The sequence below is a fragment of the Pseudoduganella sp. jia 9 genome (genome assembly GCF_055502615.1).
In genome coordinates this window covers 270,331-294,532 of record NZ_JBUPWE010000011.1, presented here as the reverse complement: position 1 = coordinate 294,532, position 24,202 = coordinate 270,331, and the positions used below count along the sequence as shown (strand labels likewise).

Sequence of the window (24,202 nt, the reverse complement as noted above, 5' to 3'; positions counted from 1 at the left end):
TTGGGCTCAACAGCGATTATCGGGCATTTTGACCGGCTTGCCATCACCTTGAAAGGCCGCCGCATTTTCGGCCTCCCGTGGCTGTCATGCGGAGGCGTTCAATCCAGCGGCAGCGCGATCTCCACGCACAGCCCGCCGCCGTCGCGGTTGATGGCGCCGATCGTGCCGCCATGCTGCTGCATCACCTGCCGGGCAATCGCCAGGCCCAGGCCATGTCCATCGACGTCCTTCTCGGTGCCGCTGCTGCGGAAGAACGGCTCGAAGATGGTTAGCAGGTCCTGCGGGGCCACGCCGGGGCCGCGGTCGAGCACGCGGATGCGCAGCGTGCCGCCGTCGACGGCACTGTCGACGACGATCGTCCCGCCTTCCGGACTGTGCTTGATCGCGTTGCGTACCACATTCTCGATGGCGCGGGCCAGCAGGTCGGCCTGGCCGAGCAGCACCACGTCCGCGATGCCGCGCGCGGCCACGCTGCGGCCCTGCGCCGTGGCTTCGAACTGCGCATCGCCGACGATCCCGTGCAGCAGTTCGCCCACGTGGATTTCCTCGCCGGCGCCGGCCAGTGCGCCCGCCTCGAGGCGGGACAGCGTCAGTAACTCGTCGACCAGCTTGTCCATGCGCACGCTCTCCCGCTCGATGCGCTGGAACGAGGATGCCATCCGCGCCGGATTCTGGTGCGCCAGGCCGATGGCCGCCTGCAGCCGCGCCAGCGGCGAGCGCATTTCGTGCGATACGTCGTGCAGCAGGCGGCGCTGGCCATCCATCAGGCTGCGCAGGCGTGCCGTCATGCGGTCGAAGTCGCGGCCCAGGTCCGTCAGTTCGTCGCCGCGCTTGCCAACCGAGGCAAAGCGCGGCGCCAGATCGCCCTGCGAGGCGGCCTCGAACGCCTGCCGCAGCGAACGGATCGGGCGAGAAAAATACCAGGCCAGCAGGGCGGCGAACAGCAGGCTGGCGACCAGGGCGGCGGCCAGCGGGACGAACGGCGTCAACGGCTGGAAGCGCCCGCGCGGGCCGTCCGGGCCCATCATCGGGCCGGGACCGCCGGCATCCTGGCGGGGCGGCGCTGCCCCACCGGTTGCCGGTCGCGGTGCGTCGCCAGCGCCGACACCCGGGGGAGACCCGTACTGGAAGCCGTACCGGAATCCAGGCTGAAATCCGGGCTGGAAATCGGGCTGAGTACCGGGCTGAATACTGGGCTGAATACCCGGCTGCGGCCCGGGGCCACGGAAGCCGCCGTCCGGCATCGGCATGCCGGCGCCGGCCAGCAGGGGCCGCGCGTCGGCCGTATTCAGCGGGACCATGCGGTCCTGCGCCGGCAGGAACAGCAGGTAATGCCGGCCATTCGGCAGCGTCACCCGGCGCACCACCCGGGTATCGCCCTTGTCAAGCACCGCGCGCGCCGCCGCCGCCTGCACCGGGTTGACGATGCGGCCCAGCAGTTCCTTGCCCAGGTCGTCCACCGCGAACACGCGGTGCCGGTCCATGTTCTCCAGCAGGCGGGCAAGCGCCTGCGGGCCGCCGAATTCCAGCGTGGCGGCGGCCGATTCGATCGCCATCGCCGCCGGCGGGCTGGTGTCGATGGCGGGGCGCTGTTCCTGTTCCGCGGCGCGGTTCTTCAGCCAGAGGGCGCCGCCGATGCCGAACGTGGCGGCCAGCTGCGCCAGCAGGATCGACAGGAAGAACTTCCAGAACAGGCGGCCCACGTCAATCCTTGATCAGCTGGTAGCCCATGCGGTAGACGGTTTGCAGGCAGGAGCGGCCGTCGGCCAGCGTGCCCAGCTTGTGCCGCAGGCTGGACAGGTGCACGTCGATGTTGCGGTCGAAGCGGGCCATCGGCCGGCCCAGGCCCTGTTCGGACAGCGTATTCTTGCTGACCGGCTTGCCCGCATTGCGCGCCAGCACTTCGAGCAGGTTGAATTCAGTGCTGGTCAGGTCCACGGTGGCCCCGGCCCAGGCGGCGCGGCGCTGCTCCGGCCACATCGTCAGCTGGCCAACCATTAGCGGGGCCGACGCCAGCTGGTCCATCGGCGTGCCGGCGGTGCGGCGCAGGATCGCGCGGATGCGCGCCGTCAGTTCGCGCGGCGTGCAGGGCTTGGTCACGTAGTCGTCGGCGCCCAGTTCCAGGCCGACGATGCGGTCGGTATCGTCGCCGCGCGCGGTCAGCATCAGGATCGGCATGCGGCTGGCGGCGCGGATGCGGCGCAGCGTTTCCAGCCCGTTCATCCGGGGCATCATCACATCGAGGATGGCGATCGCGTACTGCCCTGTCAGCGCGGCCGCCGTGCCGGCTTCGCCGTCGTGGGCCGTCTTCACTTCGAAACCTTCCTGTTCCAGGTATTCCTGGAACATGCTTACCAGTTCGACATCGTCGTCGATCAACAGGACCTTGCTCATAACGTCTTCATCAGGCTGCAAAGCGGCCATGATAGCAGCCGGCCGTGCGGCGCCGATACCGCCGGGCCTCCCCTTTACGCGCTTTTACAGCCGGGTCTTTACATCGATTTACGCCTGTCTAACCGCGCTTTACACGGCAGGGCAACAGAATGGCGGCTCCACTGTCACCCAAGGACCGCGATGAAAAACACAACACAGAACCTGCACCGATTCCTGTTTGCCGCCGTGCTGGCCCTGCCGCTGGCGGCGCTTGCCCACGGGAGCGGCGACGAAGGCATCGGCGATGAGCGGCGCGAAGGCCCGCGTGCCGATGACCGCCGCGGCGCCGGCCCGGCCATGCATGACGAGGATGGCCCGCGCGGCCATCGTGGCGACGGTCCCGGCGACGGCCCCGGCCCCGGGTTTGGTCCAGGCTCCGGCTTTGGCTTGGGCCCCCGCTTCGACGGCGCGCCGCCTTACTTGCGCGGCATCGAACTGAGCGAAGCCCAGCAGGACAGGATCTTCGTCATCGTGCACGGCCAGGTGCCGTACCTGCGCGAGCAGGCCAGGGCGCGCGACAGGGCCGACCGCGCGCTGTTCGCGCTGCACGGCGCGGCGAAATACGACGATGCCGCCGCCGTCAGGCTGGCGCAGGCCGCCGCCCAGGCAGATGCGAACATCACGCTGTCGCACCTGCGCACCGAGCAGAAGGTGCTGGGCGTACTGACCGCCGAGCAGCGCAAGTCCCTCGACGAACGCCGCAACGGCCGCCCGCCGCGTCCGGGCGCCGACCGCGAACCCGGCCGCGAACCTGGCCGTGATGGCATCCGGGCGCCGGGCCGTCCGGCAGCCGAGTGAGCAGGAACGACGCCCTATAACACCAACATTGACAACGAGACGAAACGGAGCAAGCCATGGCACATCACGGCCACAGCCTGGAAGAAGACCTGCAAACGATGCTGAACACCACGACCGGGCGGCGCCAGTCGCTGCGCTGGCTGCTGGCCGGCGCCGCATCGCTGCCCATCCTCGGATGCGGCGGATCTTCGGACACGGCAGCCAGCACCGGCACGGACACCGGCACGGCCTCCACGGGCACGACGACCGCGACGGGCAGCACGGGCACCAGCACAGGCACCGGCACAGGCGCCGCCACGGCCACCAGCGGCAGTTGCGCGGTCATTCCCGAGGAGACCGGCGGCCCGTACCCGGCCGACGGCACCAACAGCAATGGCAGCGGCGTCGTCAACGTGCTGACGCAGAGCGGCGTCGTGCGCAGCGATATCCGCTCCAGCTTCGGCAGCATGAGCGGCACGGCGGCCGGCGTGCCGCTGACGATCAGGCTGCACATCGTGAATGCCAACAACAGCTGCGCGGCGGCCAATGGGTTCGCCGTGTACCTTTGGCATTGCGACCGCGAGGGCAATTATTCGCTGTACTCCAGCGGCGTGACGAACCAGAACTACCTGCGTGGCGTGCAGGAAGCGGATGCGAACGGCGACATCACGTTTACCACCATCTTCCCCGGCTGCTATGCCGGCCGCATGCCGCACGTGCATTTCGAGGTGTATTCCACGCTGGCAAAGGCATCCAGTGCGTCGAACCGCATCAAGACGTCGCAGTTCGCGTTCCCGACCGACATCTGCAACCAGGTCTATGCCACCACCGGCTACAGCGCCAGCGTGCGCAACCTGGCACAGATCAGCTTTGCGAGCGACAACATCTTCAGCGACGGCTACTCGCTGCAACTCGCCACGGTGACCGGCAACGCCACCGACGGCTACGTGGCCACGCTGACGGTCGCCGTCGTGGCCTGATTCATCGCCTGATTCATGGGCCAGACCCGTCCACCCCGCTGAACCCCTCCCGGCGAACCTCGTTTCGCCGCTTTCGCCGCGCATTTCGCGCGGGACGAACCTTTTTTCGCCGCGCCGCGGCATTCCCCGTCCGAAGACTACTGGCATGGCGCTTGCACTTACCCACGGTGCATGCGGCATCGGGCCGCACCCCACGGGGAGCCTGTCATGGACCACCGAAGCGCCTACCACCAAAGCGCCAATCACATTTTCGCCAGCCAACGGCCCGCCGACCGCCGCCTGCTCGACTTCAGGCCGGAACTGGAACTGCCGGCCGCCGATGAGGTGGCCGCGCCGTTTCGCGACGACGCCGGCGGCGAATCCAGCGAATACGGCGAATACGGCGAACTGGATTTCGCCGTGCGGCTGCTGGAAGCGCGCAACGCCGCCGAGCTGGCGCCGGTACTGGCCGAGCTCGTGGGCCCGGCCGCGGATGCCGGGCAGCGCGCGGTGCGCGAACCGGTGCTGCGCGTGCTGCACCGTGCGGCGCGGATGGTCTTTCCCCTCGATGCCACGCATGCGCCGGCCGACCTGAAACGCAAGGCGGCATCCGTGTTCGGCCTGGAACTGGAAGGGCTGTCGCCCGAAGACAAGGAATTCGAAGTGGCACGGCATTTCGTGCGCCTGGCCGTGGATACCGCGCGGCAGGCAATGGCGCGGGCCGGCCAGCCGGCCGGGCATGCCGCCCAGCAGGGCCTGATGCAGGCGGCGCGGCGCAACGCGCCGGGGCTGCTGCGGCAGCGCGTGGCCGGGCCGCAGCAAGGCAACTGGCGGCGCCGCGGCCGGCGCATCCAGGTCATCGATTTATAGGCGGGGCGGTGGCGCCGTTCCGGTTTTGATGTGTTGTTGTTCAACGGGAGCTAATCATGCACGACATCGATCGCACGACCCTGGAATTCGGCCAGGAATTTGGCGGCGGCAGCGGCTATGAAATGGAACAGTACGAATTCGGCCAGGGCGAATGGACCGGCGAGGGCGGCGGTCTGCTGTCCGAAGCGGACGAGATGGAACTGGCCAACGAGCTGCTGTCGGTCACCAACGAGCAGGAACTGGACCAGTTCCTCGGCAGCTTCCTGAAGAAGGCCGCCTCGGTGGCCGGCAACATCATCAAGTCGCCGGTCGGGCAAGCCGTCGGCGGCGTGCTGAAAGGCGTGGCGAAGAAGGCGCTGCCGATGGCCGGCGGTGCGATCGGCGGCTATTTCGGCGGCCCGCTGGGCGCCAAGATCGGCAGCGGCCTGGCCTCGGCCGCCGGCAATGCGCTGGGGTTGGAAGCGGAGGGCGAGATGTCCGGCGAAGACCGGGAGTTCGAAGGCGCCAAGACCTTCGTGAAGATCGCCGCGGACACCGTCAACCGCGCCGCCCAGGCGCGCGGCGGCGACCCGCGCCAGATCGCCCAGCAGGCCGCCACCGCGGCGGCGAAGCAGTTCGCGCCGGGTTTGCTGTACCAGGGACAGGGCGGCGCCCGCGGCGGGCAGGGCGGGCAGGGCGCGATGACGGCGCAGGGCGGGCAGGGCATGCAGGGTTCCGGCCAGGGGCGCGCTGGCGGCAGCGGCGGGCGGGGCGCCAGCAGCGGCCGGTGGATGCGCCAGGGCCGCAAGATCGTGCTGTACGGCGCCTGACGGCCATGGCCATCGACGCCTACGCCGCATGGATGCTGGCGCAGGAAGCGCGCTCGCTGCTGAACCGCGTCGACCGCATGCAGCCTTTCGTGCTGATCGAGCCGATGGTGCCGGCGGCCGCGCTGCCGGCGGCGGCGCAGGCGGCCATCGAACGGCACCTGACTCTCGGGCGGCGCGAACTGCGCACGATGGTGCGCCGCTTCCTGGCCTGGCTGGGCGGGCCGTCGGCGCGCCGGGTGTCGGTGGCCGATGCGCAGCGCCGCTTTACTTTCCTGCGCCTGAAATTCAATGCCGCGCTGACCCAGTTCGACCTGTTCATCGACGTGGTCACCCAGCGCAGCGAACACGGCAACGGTGTCTGGCTGGCGGGGCTCGATGCGGTGTCGCGCGATGCGCTGCGCCTGCCCGGCGGATATTTCGACTGCCCGCCGCTGGTGTGCTACCTGGACCGGGGCCCCGGTGCCGCCATCCGGCGTGCCCGCACCCGCCTGCCCGGCGGCGGCGAGAATCCGGTCGCCATCATCCGGGTGCCGCGCGAGCGAATGATCGGCAGCAGCATCGCCTCGTCGCTGGTGCATGAAGTGGGACACCAGGGCGCCGCGCTGCTCGACCTGGTCGGTTCGCTGCGGCCGGTGCTGCAGGCGCTGCAGCATGGCGGCAGCGGCCCGGGCCATGTGTGGCGCCTGTGGGAACGCTGGATCTCCGAGGTGGTGGCCGATTTCTGGTCGCTGGCGCGGGTCGGCGTGGTGGCCACGCTGGGGCTGATCGGCGTGCTGTCGCTGCCGCGTGTGTTCGTGTTCCGGCTCAACGGCGACGATCCGCACCCGGTGCCGTGGCTGCGCGTGAAACTCAGTTGCGCGCTGGGCCGCAGGCTGTATCCACATCCGCAGTGGAACCGCATCGAGCGGCTGTGGGATGGCTTCTATCCGCTCGATGGCCTGGCACCGCACGACCGGCTGGTACTGGAACAGCTGACCGCCAGCCTGCCGGCGATGGCCGGCCTGCTGGCCCATCACCGCCCCCGCGCGCTGAACGGCGCCTCGCTGGCGGAGGCGATGGCGGTGGACACCCGGCAGCCGGCGCGGCTGGCGCGGCTGTTCCGCTGGTGGCACGCGGCGCCGCAGCGCATGTACGACAGTGCGCCGTCGCTGGTGCTGGCGGTGATCGGGCAGGCGCGCGCGGATGGCCTGCTGGCGCCGGAAGACGAGAGCGTGCTGCTGGCGCGCCTGCTGACGCACTGGGCGATGCGCAGCGCGCTGGAAGATGGCGGCAGGCGCGCGCGCACGGTGGACGCGGGCCAGGGCGCACCGCCCGGGTTGCAACAGGGTGCGATGCAGCTTGCGATGCGGCTTGCGAGTCAGCCTGAAATAGCGGGCAGCGCGGCGGCACTGACGACAGGTAAATCACGTTTCTAGGAGAGTGACATGAGTACGAGGAAATTGACGAAGGGTGCCCCTGCCGCAGTGGCCGCCGTGACGGTGGTGGCGCTGGTGGAGGGCAGTGGCACGATTGAAGTGAAGGTAACGGACCAGGCCACCGGCCGGCCGCTGGTGGGCGCCACGGTGCGGCTGTACCGCGCGCTGAACCTGGATGCCGGCACGTTCCGGTCCTGGACGCGCAACGACTACGACAACTGGCAGCCCCGCGACCATGAGGAAATGCTGGCCGAGCCAACGGGGCCGCAGGGCATCATCACGTTCGAGGGGCTCGAACCCGGCGTGTACTTCGCGCTGTACGATCACGTGACCCCCATCGACGGACCGGACGTCTACCGCTTCGATTGCGGCGAGGTCGGCGTGGACGAGGTGCTGAAGCTGGCGATCCGGCTGCCGATCAACCCCGTGGTGACGTTCGAGTTCGAACCGTCGGCCGGCGGCGTGCGCAGCAGGGATGCCATCGTCGGCAGCCGCGCCGTCGCCGTCGTCGGTTTCCAGGGCAGCGCCGGTACCACGGGCGACAGGGTCGGGCTGGAAGCCGACGGCCTGTGGCAGCCGCAGGACGGCACCGCCTATGCCGCCGGGCAGCTGATCCGCAAGCCGGGGCGCCATGACTTCACGGGGCGGCTGGTGTTCGCCCGGCGCGCCGGCAACGTGACCGGCACGCCGCATGTGCTGCCGGCCGGTATCGTCAACGGCGCCCGGCTGGCCGTGAACGGCGTGTTCGAGGCGGAAGAGCGGCCGGCCCAGCCGATCACCGGCAATATCGGCGTGGCGCTGTCGCGCACCGAGACGGAGGCCACGCCGGACCTGGCGCTGTGGACCCTGATCCGCAACAGCACCGAGGCGCTGTCGTTCAACAACTACATGGATTTCCTCGACCAGCTGTTCTGCGTACCGGCGGCCGACCCGGCCAGCGGGCCGTTCGAACGCACGCGCTTCGGCAAGAAGACTTCCGTGTTCCAGTCGCTGAAGCAGCGGCGCGCGCTGCCGTTCACCGATTCGGAAGCGTACCGCGTGCTGAAGGCGGCCACCGAGGCGTTCGTGATGGTCAATTGCGGCGTGCTGCGCGAACCGTTCGCGTTCGATCCCGTCAACGACAATGCCTACCTGGACCGGCGCGACATCCCGGCCGGCGGCAACCTGCAGGACACGCTGGTGCAGGACTACCTCGAATCGGTGGGCGGCGCGGAAATGCTGCCCTACCTGGCGGTGATCCGGCGCAAGCTGCCGGACGTGCCGGTGATCCCTTCCGGATCCGGCCATAGCGACGAGGCCGAACTGTGCTTCGGCATCATCCAGGACCGGCTGACGAATCCCTGCCTGATCGAACTGATCTGGAGCTACTGGCAGGAAGAAGGCATGCTGGTGCAGACCATGAACGTGATCACGCAGCGCTTCCAGAACCTGCGCTCGCCGCTGGTGTCGGACCCGCTGGCCAACACCGAGATCGACATGCTGCGTCCGCTGAACAACCTGCTGTGGGGCTACACGCAGGACGAGCAGCACCGCCTTACCGTGGTGCGCCGCAATTACGAGTACGACCATCACTACGGCGTGCGCCTCGATGGCAAGGCGGTGCGCAACATGCGCCCGGCCGACAGCCGCTCGAAGTTCCTGGAAGCGTTCCACCACCTGCTGCGGCTGCTGACCGGCTTCTATCGGCAGGACGACGACACCACCGTCAAGGCCGACGCCTTCCCGATCCTGAACGCGCTGAAGGAAGTGCACCTGATCCTGTCACAGGGGGCGCACAACCAGTATGGCGACCTGCCGTCGACGGCGCGCATCGAGATGCTGATGCAGCAATGGCTGCTGGCGCGGCCGGAGTTCCGCGAATTCCTGCCCACGCGCGTCATGGTGGCGTATCCGGAGCCGTGGATGGACCGGGTCGACGCGATGAAGAAGCTGCAGCTGTGGAGCGATACCAGCGTGATGCACTTCCGTAACCTGGCGATCTTCGGCGAGCAGCTGCTGCTGTCGATCCGCTTCGGCCACTGGAGCGACGTCTACGAAGCCACGCAGGCGTTCAACTGGGCGCGCTTCTGGCGCCCGCAGGCGCAGGGCTACATCCACGCCTACCGCGCCGCCACCGGTGTCGACCTGTCGGTCGACGCGGCCAATCCGGCCGAGGAAGCGACCTTGCCATCGGTGCTGCTGCGCCAGCGCCTCGCCCGGCAGCAACAGCGTTCGGCCGTGTGAGTGCCGGATGCGCGCAGGTCGGGGCGGCCGCGGACTTCACCAGCGCCCTGTACCTGGGCCTGCGGCATGGCCGCGCCGCGCTGGACGACTGGCCGGCGCTCACGCTGGGCAAGCCGGCGGCGCTGGCCGAAGTGCCGGGCGCGCGCGTGGTGGCGCGCGAGCTGGCGGCCTTGCAGGGTTGCGCGGCGGCGACGCTGCTGCCGTCCACGCTGCACCTGTTCTGGGACCTGTTCGGCATGCTGGGCCGTGAGCGGGAGGGCAAGCCCTACATGGTGCTGGTGGATGGCGCGGCATATCCGGTGGCACGCTGGGGAGCCGAGCGCGCCGCCTGCATGGGGCTGCCGCTGCGCGTATTCCGTAGCGGCGAGCTGCCCGAGCTCGCGGTGCTGGTATCGCAGGCACGCAAGCTGGGCCGCCGGCCGCTGATCCTGGCCGACGGCTACTACCCCGGCCACGGCGCTGCGCCGCCGCTGGCCGGCTACGCGGCGCTGGCGGCCGGGGCGGACGGCCTGCTGCTGCTGGACGATACGCAGCCGCTGGGCGTGCTGGGCCGGCACGGCGGAGGTTCGATCCTTGCCCACGGCCTGGCTGGGGCTCCGGTGCTGGTCGGGGCCTCGCTGGCCAAGGGTTTTGGCGTGCCGCTGGCGGTACTGGCCGGCAGCGCGGCGCTGGTACGGCGCTTCGAGGCGGTCAGCGACACGCGCCTGCACGCCAGCCCGCCGCCGGTGGCCACCATCGCCGCGGCCCGCCATGCACTGGCGCTGAACGCGGCCTGCGGCGGGGCCTTGCGCGCCGCGTTGCGGCAGCGGATCGGCCAGTTTCGCGCGGCGCTGGCGGAGCAGGGCATCGCCGCGGCGGGCGGTGCATTCCCGGTGCAGGCAGTGCGGCTGCCGCGCCGGATGGACCTGGCGGCGGCGCATGCGGCTTTGCTGCGCGACGGCGTCATGGCGGTACCGCAGTGCAGGGGCGGCGTGGCGCTGCTGGCGTTCCTGCTGCGCGCGGAACACACGAAGGCGGACATCGCACGGGCGGCTTGCGCCCTGCGGCATCACGTGAAGGAGCTGGCATGAACGAGGAATTCGAAACGCTGCCGTTCGCGGCAGGCGAGATGGAAGCCACGGCCGACGAGTGGAGCGGCGAGGACGAGATGGAAGATGAGCGGGGCCGCATGTCGGCGGGCGGCAGGGGCGGTGGCAGAGGCGGAATCGGGCGGGGCAGTTCCCGGCCGGTCTATCGTGCCGGCGCCCGGCCGGGGCGGAGGCCGGTGGCGCGCCCATCCAGCCCGCAGGGCAAGCCCGGGCCGTATCCGGGCCCGCGTCCCGGCCCACGTCCCGGCCCACGTCCCGGACGCGGGCCGCGCGGGCCTTACTGGGGCCCGTTCTACGGCGGCTGGCCCGGTGGCGTGATGGTCAGCGAGCCGATGGGGTACCCGCTGCCCGTGCAGGATGGCGACGAGCCGGCACCGCCGATCGAACCGATCGACCTGCCGGCCGCGGATGACGGCGACGACGCCGGATCGCAGCAGGAAATGCCGGCGACGCTGCGGGCCGTGATCCGCTCGCTGGCGACGGCGGCACCCGCGTTCGAGTACAAGGGCCGCCTCGACAACGTGCGCAACCTGGGGCTGCCGAAGAAAGCCGGTTTCTACCTGATCACCTTCAGGAAAGGCAATGCCTGGAAAGCCTACAGCGGCCAGACCGGCAACCTGCATGAGCGGCTCGTCAAGCATCGCCTCGGGGCGACGGTACTGGGCTTTCCGGTCGGCGGGCACCACGTCTACATCGCGGAGAGCGGCCGGCCGGAGCCGGCACGGCGCAACATCGAAATGGCGATCAACCGGGCGATGCTCAATAACCACCCGGGCGTGCTGACGAACCAGAACGCGGAACTGGAGCTGGAAATGGAATTGCTGGGATGGGCATAGGCCCGGCCGGCAAATGCGTAATGACAGGGACGATGGGGGCGATCATGAATGGATCACAGTGCAGTTGCGGCACGTGCGGCAAATGCCGTTCGCAAGGGGAGTTCGAAGTGTTGCCGTTCTCGGGCGGCTTCAGCGCGCAGTTCAATGGCGAATTCGAGGAGGAATCCGGTGGCTTCGGCGAGTTCGAAGGACCGTTCTCGGAGGTGGAAGAAATGGAGCTGGCGATGGAGCTGCTGTCCGTCGCCAGCGAGGAAGAGCTCGACCAGTTCCTCGGCGGCCTGTTCAAGAAGGCGTGGAAGGGCATCAAGAAAGTGGGCTCGGTGGTCGGCAAGGTGGTCAAGCCATTGGGCGGCGTGCTGAAAGGGATCGCCAAGACGGCGCTGCCCTTCGTCGGCGGCGCGCTGGGCTCGATGATCCCGATTCCCGGCGTGGGCACCATGATCGGCAAGGCGGCCGGCTCGGCGCTGGCCAGTGCGCTCGAGATGGAAGCGGAAGGCATGGACCCCGAGCAGGCGGAACTGGAAATGGCGCGCCGTTTCGTGCGCATTGCCGGCAGCGCGGCGCAGAACGCCGTCGAAGGCGATGGCAGTCCGGCCGCCGTGCGCGATGCCCTGATGACGGCGATGCGGCAGCACGTGCCGTCGGTGCGGCTGTAGCGGGCGTGGTGCGCGATGATCATCGACTGCCACTGCCACGCCGGCCCTGGCGACGGCCTCACCGGTCCGTGGGACAGCGACCTGGCCATGGCGCGCTATGGCCGCCGGGCCAGGACGGCCGGCATCGACCGCACCGTGCTGCTGGCCGCATTCCACTCGGATTACGCGCGCGCCAACGCCGCCGTCGCGGAGCTCGTGGCGGCGCAGCCGGAGCGCTACTACGGCCTGGCCTTCGTCCACGCGGCGCGCGACCGGGGCCGCATCGGCATGATGGTGCGCACGGCCGTGGAAAAGTACGGCTTCGTCGGCATCAAGGTGCACCGGCACGATGCCCCGATCAGCGGCGAGATCTGCGATGCCGCGCGCACCTTCGGCATTCCCGTGCTGTACGACCCGATGGGCGATGTGCACGTGGCCGAACTGTTGGCCACGCAGTATCCGGACGTGGATTTCATCCTGCCGCACCTGGGCAGCTTCGGCGACCAGTGGTCGGCCCAGCTGGCGCTGATCGACCACCTGGTGCGGCACCCGAACATCCATACCGACACCTCCGGCATCCGGCGCTTCGACCTGCTGTGCGACGCCGTGCGCCGCGCCGGGCCGCACAAGGTGCTGTTCGGCTCGGACGGGCCATGGCTGCACCCGGGCCTGGAGTTGCACAAGGTCCGGCTGCTGGGCCTGAAGAAAGAGGACGAGGCGCTGATCACCGGGCTGAACTTCCTGCGGCTGATCGGCAAGCGTCGCTGACAGCCTCCTTCAGTGCCGCGTTTCCGGCTCGCCATCCCGCGCCGCCTTGCGCCGGATCTGCAGCGCCCGGTCCGTGACGCCGAGCCGCTGGGCGGCGCGCTGGTTATTGTCGCCCTCCTGCTCGAGCACGAGCCGGATGGCGGTATCGGCGGCGGCTTGCCCGATGCGCGCCAGTGACATGCCGCGATCGACGGCGTGGCGGATGGCGTCGCGGAACGGTGCGTCGGGCCAGGCGGGGGCGTGTTGCAGCCGTTCGTCCGGCGGCACATCGCCGATGGTGATCGGGCCGGGGCCGGTGTGGCGGTACCAGATGCGCGCCACCGTCTGGCGCAGGTCGCGCACATTGCCCTTGTAGTCGCGTGTCAGCAGATAGTCGCGCACTGCGCCGTCGAGCTGGCAGCCGGCCCCTTTCGGGTCGAGCTGGCGCAGGAAGTGATCGACCAGCGGCAGGATGTCGGCCTGGCGCTCGCGCAGCGGTGGCGGGCGGCAGCGCCATGCCGCGATGCGGTAGTACAGGTCGGCGCGGAAAGCGCCGGTGGCGATGTCCGCCTCCAGGTCGCGGTTGGTCGCGCACACCAGGCGGAAACGGCTCGGCTGCCACTGGTTGCTGCCCACCCGCTTGTATTTTCCTTCCTGGATCACGCGCAACAGCTGTGCCTGCAGTGGCAATGGCAGTTCGCCGACCTCGTCCAGGAACAGGATGCCGCCGTCGGCCAGCGCGAAGGCGCCGTCGCGGGCATTGACGGCGCCGGTAAACGCGCCACGCTCGTGGCCGAACAGCTCGGAGCCCGCCAGTTCGGGCGACAGCGTGGTGCAGTCGAGCACGGTCAGTTCGCCGGTGGCGCCGGATAGACGGTGGATCAGCTGGGCGATCAGGTCCTTGCCGGTGCCCGTTTCGCCGGTGATCAGCACGGGCGATTGCGTGAACGCTGCCACCTCGACCACGTCCCGCACCAAGCCCCGCCACGCGGTGCTGCCGCCCACCAGGCAGCCCTGCACGGCGTGCGATGCCATCAGCTTCTGCAAGGCATCCCAGCGCTGCAGGCGCGCGGCGACCTGCTGCGCGCACAGCTCGGCGCCAGACCATGGCAGGAGGTCGGTGGCACCCGCTTCGAGCAGCGCCCACATCGTGTCCGGCGGCAGCGGTTCGGTGGCGCAGTCGATGGCCAGCACGGCGGCGTTCATCGTGAGGCCCTGGATGGTTTGCAGCAATGCGCCGTCGCAGGCACCGCACAGCACGACGCCGAAGCCGGCGGACGGTGCCGAGGCGGTTGCCGAGGTGCTTGCCGAGGTGCTTGCCGAGGTGGTAGCCGAGGTCGCGAAATCCCGCACGGTCACGCCGGCATTGCCGAGCGCAGCACGCAGCGCGGAGGCGGCTTTCGCGGCGCCCGTTCCCACTGCCTGCATCCAGATCGACAACGCCATGGCTACCTCGTGCGCGAAGACCGTAGCCGCAGGTTTTCGTTGCGGCGCATCAGTCAATATAGCAGTGCAAGGTACATGCCGGTTTAACTTAATAAAACCTTGACGGGGAACTGTCGGTCGCCGGACGACTCGACAAAAATAGTGGCGGAAAGCAAAAAAAGCGGCCCGCAGGCCGCTTCATTGCCCGGCTAGCCGGGCCGTAGCGCGTTCAAGTTACTCTCTCACGCAATCGACGAAGTAATCGCGCTTGCCGTTCACTTCGCGCTTGACCAGGCCGTGCACATCCGTTTCGAAGCCCGGGAAGCGCTCGTTGAAGTCGCGCGCGAAGCGCAGGTAGTCGACGATCGTGCGGTTGAACTGCTCGCCAGGGATCAGCAGCGGAATGCCCGGCGGGTACGGCGTCAGCAGGATCGACGTGATGCGCCCTTCCAGTTCGTCGATCGCCACGCGCTCGATCTCGCGGTGCGCCATCTTGGCGAACGCGTCGGACGGCTTCATCGCCGGCACCATGCTCGACGTGTACATCTCCGTCGTCAGGCGCGCCACGTCGTAGGCCTTGTAGAAATCGTGGATCTGCTGGCACAGGTCGCGCAGGCCCATCTTTTCATAGCGCTGGTTGTTCGCCGAGAACTCCGGCAGGATGCGCCACAGCGGGGCGTTCTTGTCGTAGTCGTCCTTGAACTGCTGCAGCGCGGTCAGCAGCGTGTTCCAGCGGCCCTTCGTGATGCCGATCGTGAACATGATGAAGAACGAGTACAGGCCGCACTTCTCGACGATCACGCCGTGCTCGGCCAGGTACTTGGTGACGATCGAGGCCGGGATGCCGGAGTCGGCGAACTGGCCGTCCAGCGACAGGCCAGGATTGACGATCGTCGCCTTGATCGGGTCGAGCATGTTGAAGCCCGGCGCCAGGTCGCCGAAGCCGTGCCATTCCTTGCTCTCGGCCTTGAAGATCCAGTCCTCGCGCGTGCCGATGCCTTCCTCGGCGAACGTGTCCGGGCCCCAAACCTTGAACCACCAGTCGCTGCCCCATTCCTCGTCGACCTTCTTCATGGCGCGGCGGAAGTCCAGCGCTTCCAGGATCGATTCCTCGACCAGCGCGGTGCCGCCCGGCGCTTCCATCATGGCGGCGGCCACGTCGCACGACGCGATGATCGAGTATTGCGGCGACGTCGACGTGTGCATCAGGTACGCCTCGTTGAACATGTCCTTGTCCAGCTTGACGGTCTCGGAATCGCGCACCAGCACCTGCGAAGCCTGCGACAGGCCGGCCAGCAGCTTGTGGGTCGACTGCGTGGAGAAGATCAGCGATTCCTTGGCGCGCGGACGGTCCTTGCCGATCGCGTGCATGTCCTTGTAGAAGTCGTGGAAGGTGGCGTGCGGCAGCCAGGCTTCGTCGAAGTGCAGCGTGTCGATCTTCCCGTCCAGCAGTTCGCGCAGCACTTCCACGTTGTACACCACGCCGTCGTAGGTCGACTGCGTGATCGTCAGGATGCGCGGCTTCTTGTTCTTCGCGTCACGCGCGAACGGGTTGTTGTCGATCTTCTTCTGGATCGACTCCATCGAGAATTCTTCCAGCGGGATCGGGCCGATGATGCCGAGGTGGTTCCGGGTCGGCATCAGGAACACGGGGATCGCGCCGCACATGATGATCGAGTGCAGGATCGACTTGTGGCAGTTGCGGTCGACGACGACGATGTCGCCCGGCGCCACGGTCGAGTGCCACACCATCTTGTTCGACGTCGAGGTGCCGTTGGTGACGAAGTAGCAGTGGTCGGCATTGTAGATGCGTGCCGCGTTGCGCTCGGAAGCGGCGACCGGGCCGGTGTGGTCCAGCAGCTGGCCCAGTTCCTCGACGGCGTTGCAGACGTCGGCGCGCAGCATGTTCTCGCCGAAGAACTGGTGGAACATCTGGCCGATCGGCGATTTCAGGAACGCCACGCCGCCCGAGTGGCCCGGGCAGTGCCACGAGTACGAACCGTCGTTCGCGTAGTGCACCAGCGCGCGGAAGAACGGCGGCGACAGGCCGTCCAGGTAGCTCTTGGCTTCGCGGATGATGTGGCGCGCCACGAATTCCGGCGTGTCCTCGAACATGTGGATGAAGCCGTGCAGTTCGCGCAGGATGTCGTTCGGGATATGGCGCGAGGTGCGCGTTTCGCCGTACAGGTAGATCGGGATGTCGGCGTTCTTGTAGCGGATCTCTTCGACGAAGGCGCGCAGCGAGCGCAGGGCGTGGTCGGTCTCTTCCTTCGAGCCGGCGCCGAATTCCTCGTCGTCGATCGACAGGATGAAGGCCGAGGCGCGCGACTGCTGCTGGGCGAACTGCGACAGGTCGCCGTAGCTGGTCACACCCAGCACTTCCATGCCTTCCTTCTCCATCGCCGCGGCGAGGGCGCGGATGCCCAGGCCGGAAGAGTTCTCGGAACGGAAGTCCTCGTCGATGATGACGATGGGGAAACGAAATTTCATGATGTCTCCAAAAAGAAGAACCGCCCGGGATCGTTCATGACCGGGGCGGGCTGGGTGCTAGTAAACAAAAGTCCGCGATTCTCGCAGAATTCGCACCGCTCAGGTAGAAAAATATTACTCAATGCGCATGGGTGGCGGCGCCACCCTGAGGGTGCAGGGAAGTGCTCACCCGGCAACGCGCCGGTACAGCACGATATCGAACGCCAGGCCGTTTGCGGACTGGTGCTGCGTGCGCTCCGCTTCGCGCCATATCGACGGGTCGATCGCAGGGAAGAACGTGTCGCATTCGAACTCGCCGTCGATCTCGGTCACGATCAGCTGGTCCGCGATGGCGAGCGCCGCGTCGAATACCTGGGCGCCGCCGATGATGAACGCCGGCGCGTCGCCCACGAGCGACACCGCTTCATCGAGCGAATGCACGGCGTCGACGCCGTCGCGCCGCCATTGCGCGTCGCGCGTGATGACGATGCTGCGGCGGTTCGGCAGCGGCCGGCCGATCGAATCGAAGGTCTTGCGGCCCATGATGATCGGATGGCCGGTCGTGAGGCGCTTGAAGTGGGCCAGGTCCTCGGGCAGGTGCCAGGGCAGCTGGTTGCGTACGCCGATGCCGCGCTGGCGGTCGATGGCCACGATGATGGATAGTTGCGTCATATTGTACGTTCTGAAAGTGCGCCATTATCGGTGATTTTTGCTTCAGCCGTGTGACGCGCGCACCCGATGCCCAGGACGCGTTTCCTGGCTCCGCCCCGGTTTTGCCCCGGTTCCTGCGTCAGCTCCCGCTCAGTGCCCGTACCGCACCGCGCAGCGCGCCGTGCAGCGCCATTTTTTCGTCCAGCTCCAGGCCGGCGAACATCTGCGCCTCCACTTTCACCACCTCGGCATCGCAGCGTTCCATCACGGCATGGCCGGCGATCGTCAGGCTGATCTGGATGATGCGGCCGTGCGAAGGGTCCGGGCGGCGCTCGATCCAGCCCTGCGCCTCCATCGTCTTGACCATCTCGTTGGCCGACTGCGGCGACACCATCGTGCGTTCGGCCAGCTGCGCGTTCGACAGCGAGCCCTGGGCGCGAAACACCGACAGGGCGGTGTACTGGGTGACGGTGAGGCCGAGCGGTGCGAGGCTCTCGCGCAGGCGGCGGCTCAGCACGTGGTCGAGGCGGCCCACGAGGTAGGCGAGGCCGGAGGGCCTGGAATGGTCGGCGTGTTTAAACATCGGCAATCTGCTTGTCAACTCAGGATGATTGAAGTTAGTATGAATTAGATATCAGGACGCCTGATATTCGAGGATACGACAGCTACCGCGAGGTAGCGTACCGCACCGCGGCCGCCATTGTAAGGCGGATCATATTGCCGGCGCCGCGCCGTCCATTCAATACGAGGAGACATGCAATGCAACAATCCGCTTCCGGTCCCGCTTTCCACCGCCCCGTGCTGACGGCCCTGGCGCTAGCCGCACTGACCGCCTGCGGCGGCAGCGGCACCCCGAACGCTGTGTCCACCCACCTCGCGCCCGCCAGCGGCGCCAGGCTTGCCAGCTGCAGCGAGCTGGCCACCGGCACGGCGTTCGCCAACACCTCGATCAGTTCGGCCACGCTGGCGCCGGCCGGCAGCGTGACGCAGATGCTGAATGGCGTGGCGACGCCGATGCCCGAACATTGCGTAGTGCTCGGCAAGATGAACGAGCGTACCGGCGTCGATGGCCGGCCCTATGCGATCGGTTTTGAAATGCGCCTGCCGCGCGACTGGAACGGCCGCTTCTTCTACCAGGCCAATGGTGGCAACGATGGCAGCATCAGCGGCGGCAATGCGGCGTTCGGCAACCTGCCGGGCGGCGGGCCGGTCAGCAACGCGCTGGTGCAGGGCTATGCGGTGATCAGCTCCGATGCCGGCCACGTGCCGGATGCCACGCAGCCCGGCGCGGTCGCCGGCCAGGTGTACGGGCTCGATCCGCAGGCGCGGCTCGATTACGGCTACAACGCCGTTGGCCAGCTGACGCCGATGGCGAAGAACCTGATCAAGGCCGCCTACGGCAAGTTGCCGGACCGCTCGTACATCGTCGGCTGTTCGAACGGCGGCCGGCACGGCCTGGTTGCCGCCAGCCGCTTCGGCGACCAGTACGACGGCGTGCTGGCCGGCGCGCCCGGCTACAACCTGCCGCAGGCGGCGGTCACGCAGATGTGGGATGCCCAGGCGCTGGCGGGCGCCGCGCCGCGTGGTGCCGATGGCCGCCCGAACATCGGCGCCGGCTTCTCCGACCTCGACCTGCGCCTGGTCGCAAACAGGATCATCGAGCGCTGCGATGCGCTCGATGGCGCTGCCGACGGCATGGTCGCGGACACCGCGCGCTGCCAGGCCACGTTCTCGCTGGCGAAGGATGTGCCCACGTGCACCGCGTCGGCGGACGGCACGTGCCTGACGGCCGCGCAGAAGTCGGCCCTGCAGAAAGTCTACGACGGCCCGAGGAATACGGCCGGTAGCGCGCTTTATACGCGCTGGTCGTGGGACCCGGGCCTGGCGGCTGGAGGCTGGCGCGTGTGGAAGCTCGGTTCCGCGACCGCGCCCGGCCTGACGGCGACGCTGGGTGCGCCGTCGATGGCGCTGATCTTTTCCACGCCGCCCGCCGACCCGGCCGCGCTGGCGGCCAGCGGCACGGCGCTGCTCGACTACGCACTGAATTTCAACTTCGACACGGATGCCGCGAAAATATACGCCACGACGGAACGGTTCAGGGAATCGTCGATGTCGTTCATGACGCCGGCCACGCCCGGCCGGCTCGACACGCTGCGTGGCCGCGGCGGCAAGGTGCTGGTGTTCCACGGCGTCAGCGACCCGGTGTTCTCGTTCGACGACACGGTGAAATGGCTCGACGCGCTGAAGGCGAACCATGCCGACACATCGTCGTTCGTCCGCGTGTTCGCCGTGCCCGGCATGAATCACTGCTCCGGCGGCCCTGCGACCGACCAGTTCGACATGCTGACGCCGCTGGTGGACTGGGTGGAGAAGGGCGTCGCACCGGAGGCCATCCGCGCCACTGCGCGCACCGCCAGCGCCAATCCGGGGCTCGGCGCGATTCCCGCCGGCCGCACGCGGCCACTATGCAGCTGGCCGAAAGTGGCGACCTACACGGGCGGCAATGTCGACGACGCCGCCAGTTTCATGTGCCGCTGAAAAATCCGCTTGTCAGGATGCCTGATATGGTCTAGTATGAACTTAATATCAGGCTGCCTGATACGAGCACAGACAATGAACCCGAGGAGACAAGCATGAGCAATTACGAAGGACGCTGGCAAACCGTGAAAGTGGACGTGGCGGACGGCATCGGCTGGATCACGCTGAACCGCCCCGAGAAGCGCAACGCCATGAGCCCCACGCTGAACCGCGAGATGATCGACGTGCTGGAAACACTGGAACTGGACGATGCCGCGCAGGTGATCGTGCTGACCGGTGCCGGCGAATCCTGGTCCGCCGGCATGGACCTGAAGGAGTACTTCCGCGAAACGGACGGCAAGCCCGAAATCACGCAGGAGCGCATTCGCCGCGATTGTTCGCAATGGCAGTGGAAGCTGCTGCGCATGTACAGCAAGGCCACGATCGCGATGGTCAACGGCTGGTGCTTCGGCGGCGCGTTCTCGCCACTGGTGGCATGCGACCTGGCCATCGCGGCCGACGACGCCGTGTTCGGCCTCTCGGAAGTGAACTGGGGCATTCCGCCGGGGAACCTGGTCAGCAAGGCCGTTGCGGACACGATGGGCCACCGCCAGGCGCTGCACTACATCATGACCGGCGAAACCTTCACCGGCAAGCAGGCGGCGGAGATGGGCCTGGTCAACCGCAGCGTGCCGAAGGAAGAACTGCGCGACGCCGTGATCGCGCTGGCGCGCAACCTGCTGGAAAAAAATCCGGTGGTGCTGCGCTACGCCAAGCAGGGCTTCAAGCGCGCCCGCGAGCTGACCTGGGAGCAGGGCGAGGACTACCTGTACGCGAAGACCGACCAGTCGAACTACCGCGACCCGGAGAAGGGCCGCAAGGAAGGCCTGAAGCAGTTCCTGGACGACAAGACGATCAAGCCGGGCCTGCAGGCCTACAAGCGCGGCTGATCCGTTCGCCCATCCTTCCTTTATAGTACGGGCCGGCGCCAGAGCGACAATAACAAAGCCGCCGGCCCCCGAGAACGCAGAGGAGACACCATGTTCGACACCGATTTGCTGGTGGACGGCTCGCCGTCCGCCGCTTCGAACGGCGCCGTATTCGAGCGCCGCAATCCCGCCACCGGCGATATCGCCACCCGCGCCGCCGCGGCATCCGTCGACGATGCGCGGCGCGCCGCCGATGCCGCGCAGCGCGCATTCCCGGCCTGGTCGGCCATGGCGCCGGCCGAGCGCCGCGGCCTGCTGCTGAAGGCGGCCGACACGATGGAAAAGTACCGCGCCGACTTCGTGGCGCGCGGCGCGGCCGAAGCAGGCGGCAGCCCGATGTGGTACGGCTTCAACGTCACGCTGGCAGCCAACATGCTGCGCGAGGCGGCCGGCATGACCACCCAGATCGCCGGCGAGGTGATTCCGTCCGACGTGCCCGGTTCGCTGGCAATGGGCGTGCGCCAGCCTTGCGGCGTGGTGCTCGGCATCGCGCCGTGGAATGCGCCGGTGATCCTGGCAACGCGCGCCGTGGCAATGCCGCTGGCCTGCGGCAATACCGTGATCCTGAAGGCGTCCGAACAGTGCCCCGCGCTGCACCGCCTGATCGGCACCGTGTTCGAGGAGGCGGGCTTCCCGGCCGGCGTCGTCAACGTTCTGACGAACGCGCCGCAGGATGCCGCCGCCGTGGTGGACGCGCTGGTCGCGCACCCGGCGGTCCGGCGCATCAACTTCACCGGTTCGACGCACGTGGGCCGCATCATCGCGCAGCAGGCGGCAAAGTACCTGAAGCCGGTGCTGCTGGAACTGGGCGGCAAGAACCCGCTGGTGGTGCTCGACGATGCGGACATCGATGCCGCCGTCGAGGCAGCGGCGTTCTCGTCGTTCTTCAACCAGGGGCAGATCTGCATGTCGGCCGACCGCATCCTGGTCGACCGCAAGATCGCCCCGGCCTTCCTGGAGAAATTCGCCGCGAAGACGGCGACGCTGAAGGCAGCCCATGCCGATGCGCCGCTGGCCGGCATGGTCGACCCGGCCGCCGCGCAGCGCGTCGAGGCACTGGTGCGCGACGCGGTGGAACGCGGTGCCACGGTTCTGCCGGCGGTGCCCAGCGCCAATGGCAACCTGCTGCAGCCGGCGATCATCGATGGCGTGACGCCGGAGATGGCCGCGTACCGTGAAGAGGCGTTTGGTCCCGTGGTGTCGATCGTGCGCTTCGATGGCGACGAGGAAGGTATCCGGCTGGCCAACGACAGCGAGTATGGCCTGTCCGCCGCGGTGTTCAGCCGCGATATCGGCCGCGCGATGGCGGTGGCGCGCCGCATCGAATCGGGGATCTGCCACATCAACGGCCCCACCGTGCACGACGAGGCGCAGATGCCGTTCGGCGGCGTGAAGGCCAGCGGCCATGGGCGCTTCGGCGGCAAGGCCGCGATCGCCGAGTTCACGGACCTGCGCTGGATCACGGTGCAGACCACGCCGCGCCACTACCCGATCTGAGGAGGGCACATGTCCCTATCGCAGATACCGGGGCGGTGCCGCCCCGTGGCCATTGGCCGCCCGCGCGTTTCGGTGCGGCGCGAAGGTGAAGCCTGGTACGTGGATGCGGAAACGCCGCTGGGCGACGTGCCGCGCCGCTTCACGGATTGCCTGGTGCGCGGCGCGCGCGCGTGGCCGGAGCGCACGCTGGTGGCGCGCCGCGGGCCGGACGGAGAATGGATCCGGATCGCGTATGCCGACATGCTAGACCGTGCGCGCCGCATCGGCCAGGCGCTGCTGGACCGCGGCCTGTCCGCCGAACGGCCGCTGGTCATCCTGTCCGGGAACGACCTGCAGCACTACCAGCTGGCGCTGGGCGCCATGTACGCTGGCGTGCCCTACGTGCCGGTGTCGCCCGCCTATTCGCTGGTGGCCACCGACTACGGCCGGCTCGACGAACTGGTGGCGCATCTGACGCCGGGAGCGGTCTACGCATCCGATGGCGGCGCGTTCGGCAAGGCAATCGCCGCCGTTCTTCCGCCGGGAACGGAACTGATCCTGGATGCGGGCGACGTGCCGGGCGTCGAGGCCACGCGCTTCGCCGCGCTGCTGGAGGCGGTGCCGTCGTCCGTCGACGCGGCGAACGCCGCGGTCGGGCCGGAGACGATCGCGAAATTCCTGTTTACCTCGGGTTCGACGAAGAAGCCGAAAGCGGTCGTCACCACGCATGGCATGTGGAGCAGCAACCAGCAGATGCTGCTGCAGACGTTCCCCTTCTTCGGCGAGGAACCGCCGGTACTGGTGGACTGGCTGCCGTGGAACCACACGTTCGGCGGCAGCCACAACGTGGGCATCGCGCTGTACAACGGCGGCACGCTGTATCTCGACGATGGCCGGCCCACCCCGGCCGATATCGGACGCACGCTGGCCAACCTGAAGGAAATCGCGCCGACCGTGTACTTCAACATCCCGAAGGGCTGGGAAATGCTGACGGATGCGCTGGAGGCCGATCCCGAGCTGCGCGATTCGTTCTTCTCGCGTGTAAAGCTGTTCTTCTGCGCGGGGGCCGGGCTGTCGCAGGCGGCCTGGGACCGGCTCGACGATATCGCGGCGCGCCATTGCGGCGAGTCGATCCGCATCATGACCGGACTGGGCATGACGGAGACCTCGCCTTCGTGCACCTTCGGCACCGGTCCGATCGTGCGTGCCGGCTACGTGGGCGTGCCGGCGCCGGGCTGCAGGGTAAAGCTTGTGCCGGTCGGCGGCAAGCTCGAAGCGCGCTTCAAGGGGCCGCACGTGATGCCGGGCTACTGGCGCATGCCGGCGCTGACCGCCGAGGCATTCGATGACGAAGGCTATTACTGCACCGGCGATGCGCTGCGCTTCGCCGATCCCGCGCAGCCCGAGCTGGGCTTCATGTTCGACGGCCGCATCGCCGAGGACTTCAAGCTGGCCACCGGCACCTTCGTCAGCGTGGGGCCGCTGCGCGCGAAGGTGATCAGCATGGGCGCGCCATATGTCCTCGACACGGTGGTGACCGGCATCGACCGCAACGCGGTGGGGCTGCTGGTGTTTCCGCGCATGGAGCACTGCCAGGTGCTGTCGGGGCTGAATTCGAATGCCAGCCCGGCGCAGGTGCTGGCCAGCGCACCGGTCGTGGAGTTCTTTGCCGGGCTGCTGCGGAGGCTGAATGCCGGTTCGACCGGTTCGTCGAATGCCGTGGCGATGCTGCGCCTGCAGGACGAGCCGCCATCGATCGATCACCGCGAACTGACAGACAAGGGCTCCGTCAACCAGGCGGCGGTGCTGGCGCGGCGCGCGGCGCAGGTGGAAGCGATGTACGAAGGCCGCGACGACGGCACCATCCGGATGCAATGACAAGA

Annotated in this window: 20 protein-coding genes; 14 read left to right on the top strand and 6 right to left on the bottom strand. The window is 68.2% G+C overall.

Annotated elements, in window-relative coordinates; genetic code table 11:
• Positions 1-98: 98 nt before the first annotated feature.
• On the bottom strand, positions 99-1,703 hold the full coding sequence (locus ACY34H_RS16675) for an ATP-binding protein (RefSeq protein WP_464978587.1): 1,605 nt from the start codon (positions 1,701-1,703) through the stop codon (positions 99-101).
• A gap of 1 nt (position 1,704) precedes the next feature.
• Entirely contained in the window at positions 1,705-2,394 is a 690-nt protein-coding gene (locus tag ACY34H_RS16670; protein WP_464978586.1) for a response regulator transcription factor, read from the bottom strand.
• A gap of 180 nt (positions 2,395-2,574) precedes the next feature.
• On the opposite strand from ACY34H_RS16670, the gene ACY34H_RS16665 reads away from it, so the two are divergent.
• The 10 genes from ACY34H_RS16665 to ACY34H_RS16620 all read left to right on the top strand — a co-directional run bounded on the left by ACY34H_RS16665 (position 2,575) and on the right by ACY34H_RS16620 (position 12,813).
• Positions 2,575-3,231, top strand: coding sequence for a Spy/CpxP family protein refolding chaperone (locus tag ACY34H_RS16665; RefSeq protein WP_464978585.1), 657 nt, complete (start codon positions 2,575-2,577; stop codon positions 3,229-3,231).
• Positions 3,232-3,287: 56 nt separating this feature from the next.
• On the top strand, positions 3,288-4,190 hold the full coding sequence (locus ACY34H_RS16660) for a dioxygenase family protein (protein WP_464978584.1): 903 nt from the start codon (positions 3,288-3,290) through the stop codon (positions 4,188-4,190).
• A 207-nt stretch (positions 4,191-4,397) separates the two neighbouring features.
• A complete protein-coding gene (locus ACY34H_RS16655) occupies positions 4,398-5,039 on the top strand; it encodes a hypothetical protein (RefSeq protein WP_464978583.1) in 642 nt (213 codons plus the stop codon).
• A gap of 56 nt (positions 5,040-5,095) precedes the next feature.
• Positions 5,096-5,848: a hypothetical protein gene (locus tag ACY34H_RS16650; protein WP_464978582.1), complete on the top strand. Its 753-nt coding sequence runs from the start codon at positions 5,096-5,098 to the stop codon at positions 5,846-5,848.
• A 5-nt stretch (positions 5,849-5,853) separates the two neighbouring features.
• Entirely contained in the window at positions 5,854-7,263 is a 1,410-nt protein-coding gene (locus ACY34H_RS16645) for a hypothetical protein (protein WP_464978581.1), read from the top strand.
• Positions 7,264-7,272: 9 nt separating this feature from the next.
• The gene (locus ACY34H_RS16640) at positions 7,273-9,486 is read left to right on the top strand and encodes a hypothetical protein (protein ID WP_464978580.1); all 2,214 of its coding nucleotides are present in this window, start codon (positions 7,273-7,275) and stop codon (positions 9,484-9,486) included.
• Entirely contained in the window at positions 9,483-10,556 is a 1,074-nt protein-coding gene (locus tag ACY34H_RS16635) for a PLP-dependent aminotransferase family protein (RefSeq protein WP_464978579.1), read from the top strand. Before ACY34H_RS16640 ends, ACY34H_RS16635 begins: the two co-directional genes overlap by 4 nt.
• Positions 10,553-11,410, top strand: a complete 858-nt coding sequence (locus ACY34H_RS16630; protein WP_464978578.1) for a hypothetical protein — start codon at positions 10,553-10,555, stop codon at positions 11,408-11,410. The genes ACY34H_RS16635 and ACY34H_RS16630 overlap by 4 nt, the downstream gene beginning before the upstream one ends.
• Before the next feature lie 44 nt (positions 11,411-11,454).
• Complete coding sequence (locus ACY34H_RS16625; RefSeq protein ID WP_464978577.1) at positions 11,455-12,066, top strand: hypothetical protein; 612 nt, start codon at positions 11,455-11,457, stop codon at positions 12,064-12,066.
• A gap of 15 nt (positions 12,067-12,081) precedes the next feature.
• On the top strand, positions 12,082-12,813 hold the full coding sequence (locus ACY34H_RS16620; RefSeq protein WP_464978576.1) for an amidohydrolase family protein: 732 nt from the start codon (positions 12,082-12,084) through the stop codon (positions 12,811-12,813).
• Positions 12,814-12,822: 9 nt separating this feature from the next.
• On the opposite strand, the gene ACY34H_RS16615 is transcribed toward ACY34H_RS16620, so the two are convergent.
• The 4 genes from ACY34H_RS16615 to ACY34H_RS16600 form a co-directional block, all read right to left on the bottom strand.
• Positions 12,823-14,238, bottom strand: coding sequence for a sigma-54-dependent transcriptional regulator (locus ACY34H_RS16615; protein ID WP_464978575.1), 1,416 nt, complete (start codon positions 14,236-14,238; stop codon positions 12,823-12,825).
• Positions 14,239-14,451: 213 nt separating this feature from the next.
• Positions 14,452-16,707, bottom strand: coding sequence for an Orn/Lys/Arg family decarboxylase (locus ACY34H_RS16610; protein WP_464978574.1), 2,256 nt, complete (start codon positions 16,705-16,707; stop codon positions 14,452-14,454).
• A gap of 165 nt (positions 16,708-16,872) precedes the next feature.
• Positions 16,873-17,358, bottom strand: a complete 486-nt coding sequence (locus ACY34H_RS16605; protein WP_464978573.1) for a dihydrofolate reductase — start codon at positions 17,356-17,358, stop codon at positions 16,873-16,875.
• Positions 17,359-17,476: 118 nt separating this feature from the next.
• Positions 17,477-17,920 carry a MarR family winged helix-turn-helix transcriptional regulator gene (locus tag ACY34H_RS16600; RefSeq protein ID WP_464978572.1) on the bottom strand — a complete coding sequence of 148 codons (444 nt, stop codon included), beginning with the start codon at positions 17,918-17,920 and terminating at the stop codon, positions 17,477-17,479.
• 176 nt (positions 17,921-18,096) lie between these two features.
• Between ACY34H_RS16600 and ACY34H_RS16595 the strand changes: the two genes are divergently transcribed.
• The 4 genes from ACY34H_RS16595 to ACY34H_RS16580 all read left to right on the top strand — a co-directional run bounded on the left by ACY34H_RS16595 (position 18,097) and on the right by ACY34H_RS16580 (position 24,197).
• The gene (locus tag ACY34H_RS16595) at positions 18,097-19,875 is read left to right on the top strand and encodes a tannase/feruloyl esterase family alpha/beta hydrolase (protein ID WP_464978571.1); all 1,779 of its coding nucleotides are present in this window, start codon (positions 18,097-18,099) and stop codon (positions 19,873-19,875) included.
• 95 nt (positions 19,876-19,970) lie between these two features.
• Positions 19,971-20,804, top strand: coding sequence for a p-hydroxycinnamoyl CoA hydratase/lyase (locus tag ACY34H_RS16590; RefSeq protein ID WP_464978570.1), 834 nt, complete (start codon positions 19,971-19,973; stop codon positions 20,802-20,804).
• 90 nt (positions 20,805-20,894) lie between these two features.
• Positions 20,895-22,340 carry an aldehyde dehydrogenase gene (locus ACY34H_RS16585; protein ID WP_464978569.1) on the top strand — a complete coding sequence of 482 codons (1,446 nt, stop codon included), beginning with the start codon at positions 20,895-20,897 and terminating at the stop codon, positions 22,338-22,340.
• Between the two features lie 9 nt (positions 22,341-22,349).
• Entirely contained in the window at positions 22,350-24,197 is a 1,848-nt protein-coding gene (locus ACY34H_RS16580) for a feruloyl-CoA synthase (protein WP_464978568.1), read from the top strand.
• Positions 24,198-24,202: the final 5 nt, after the last annotated feature.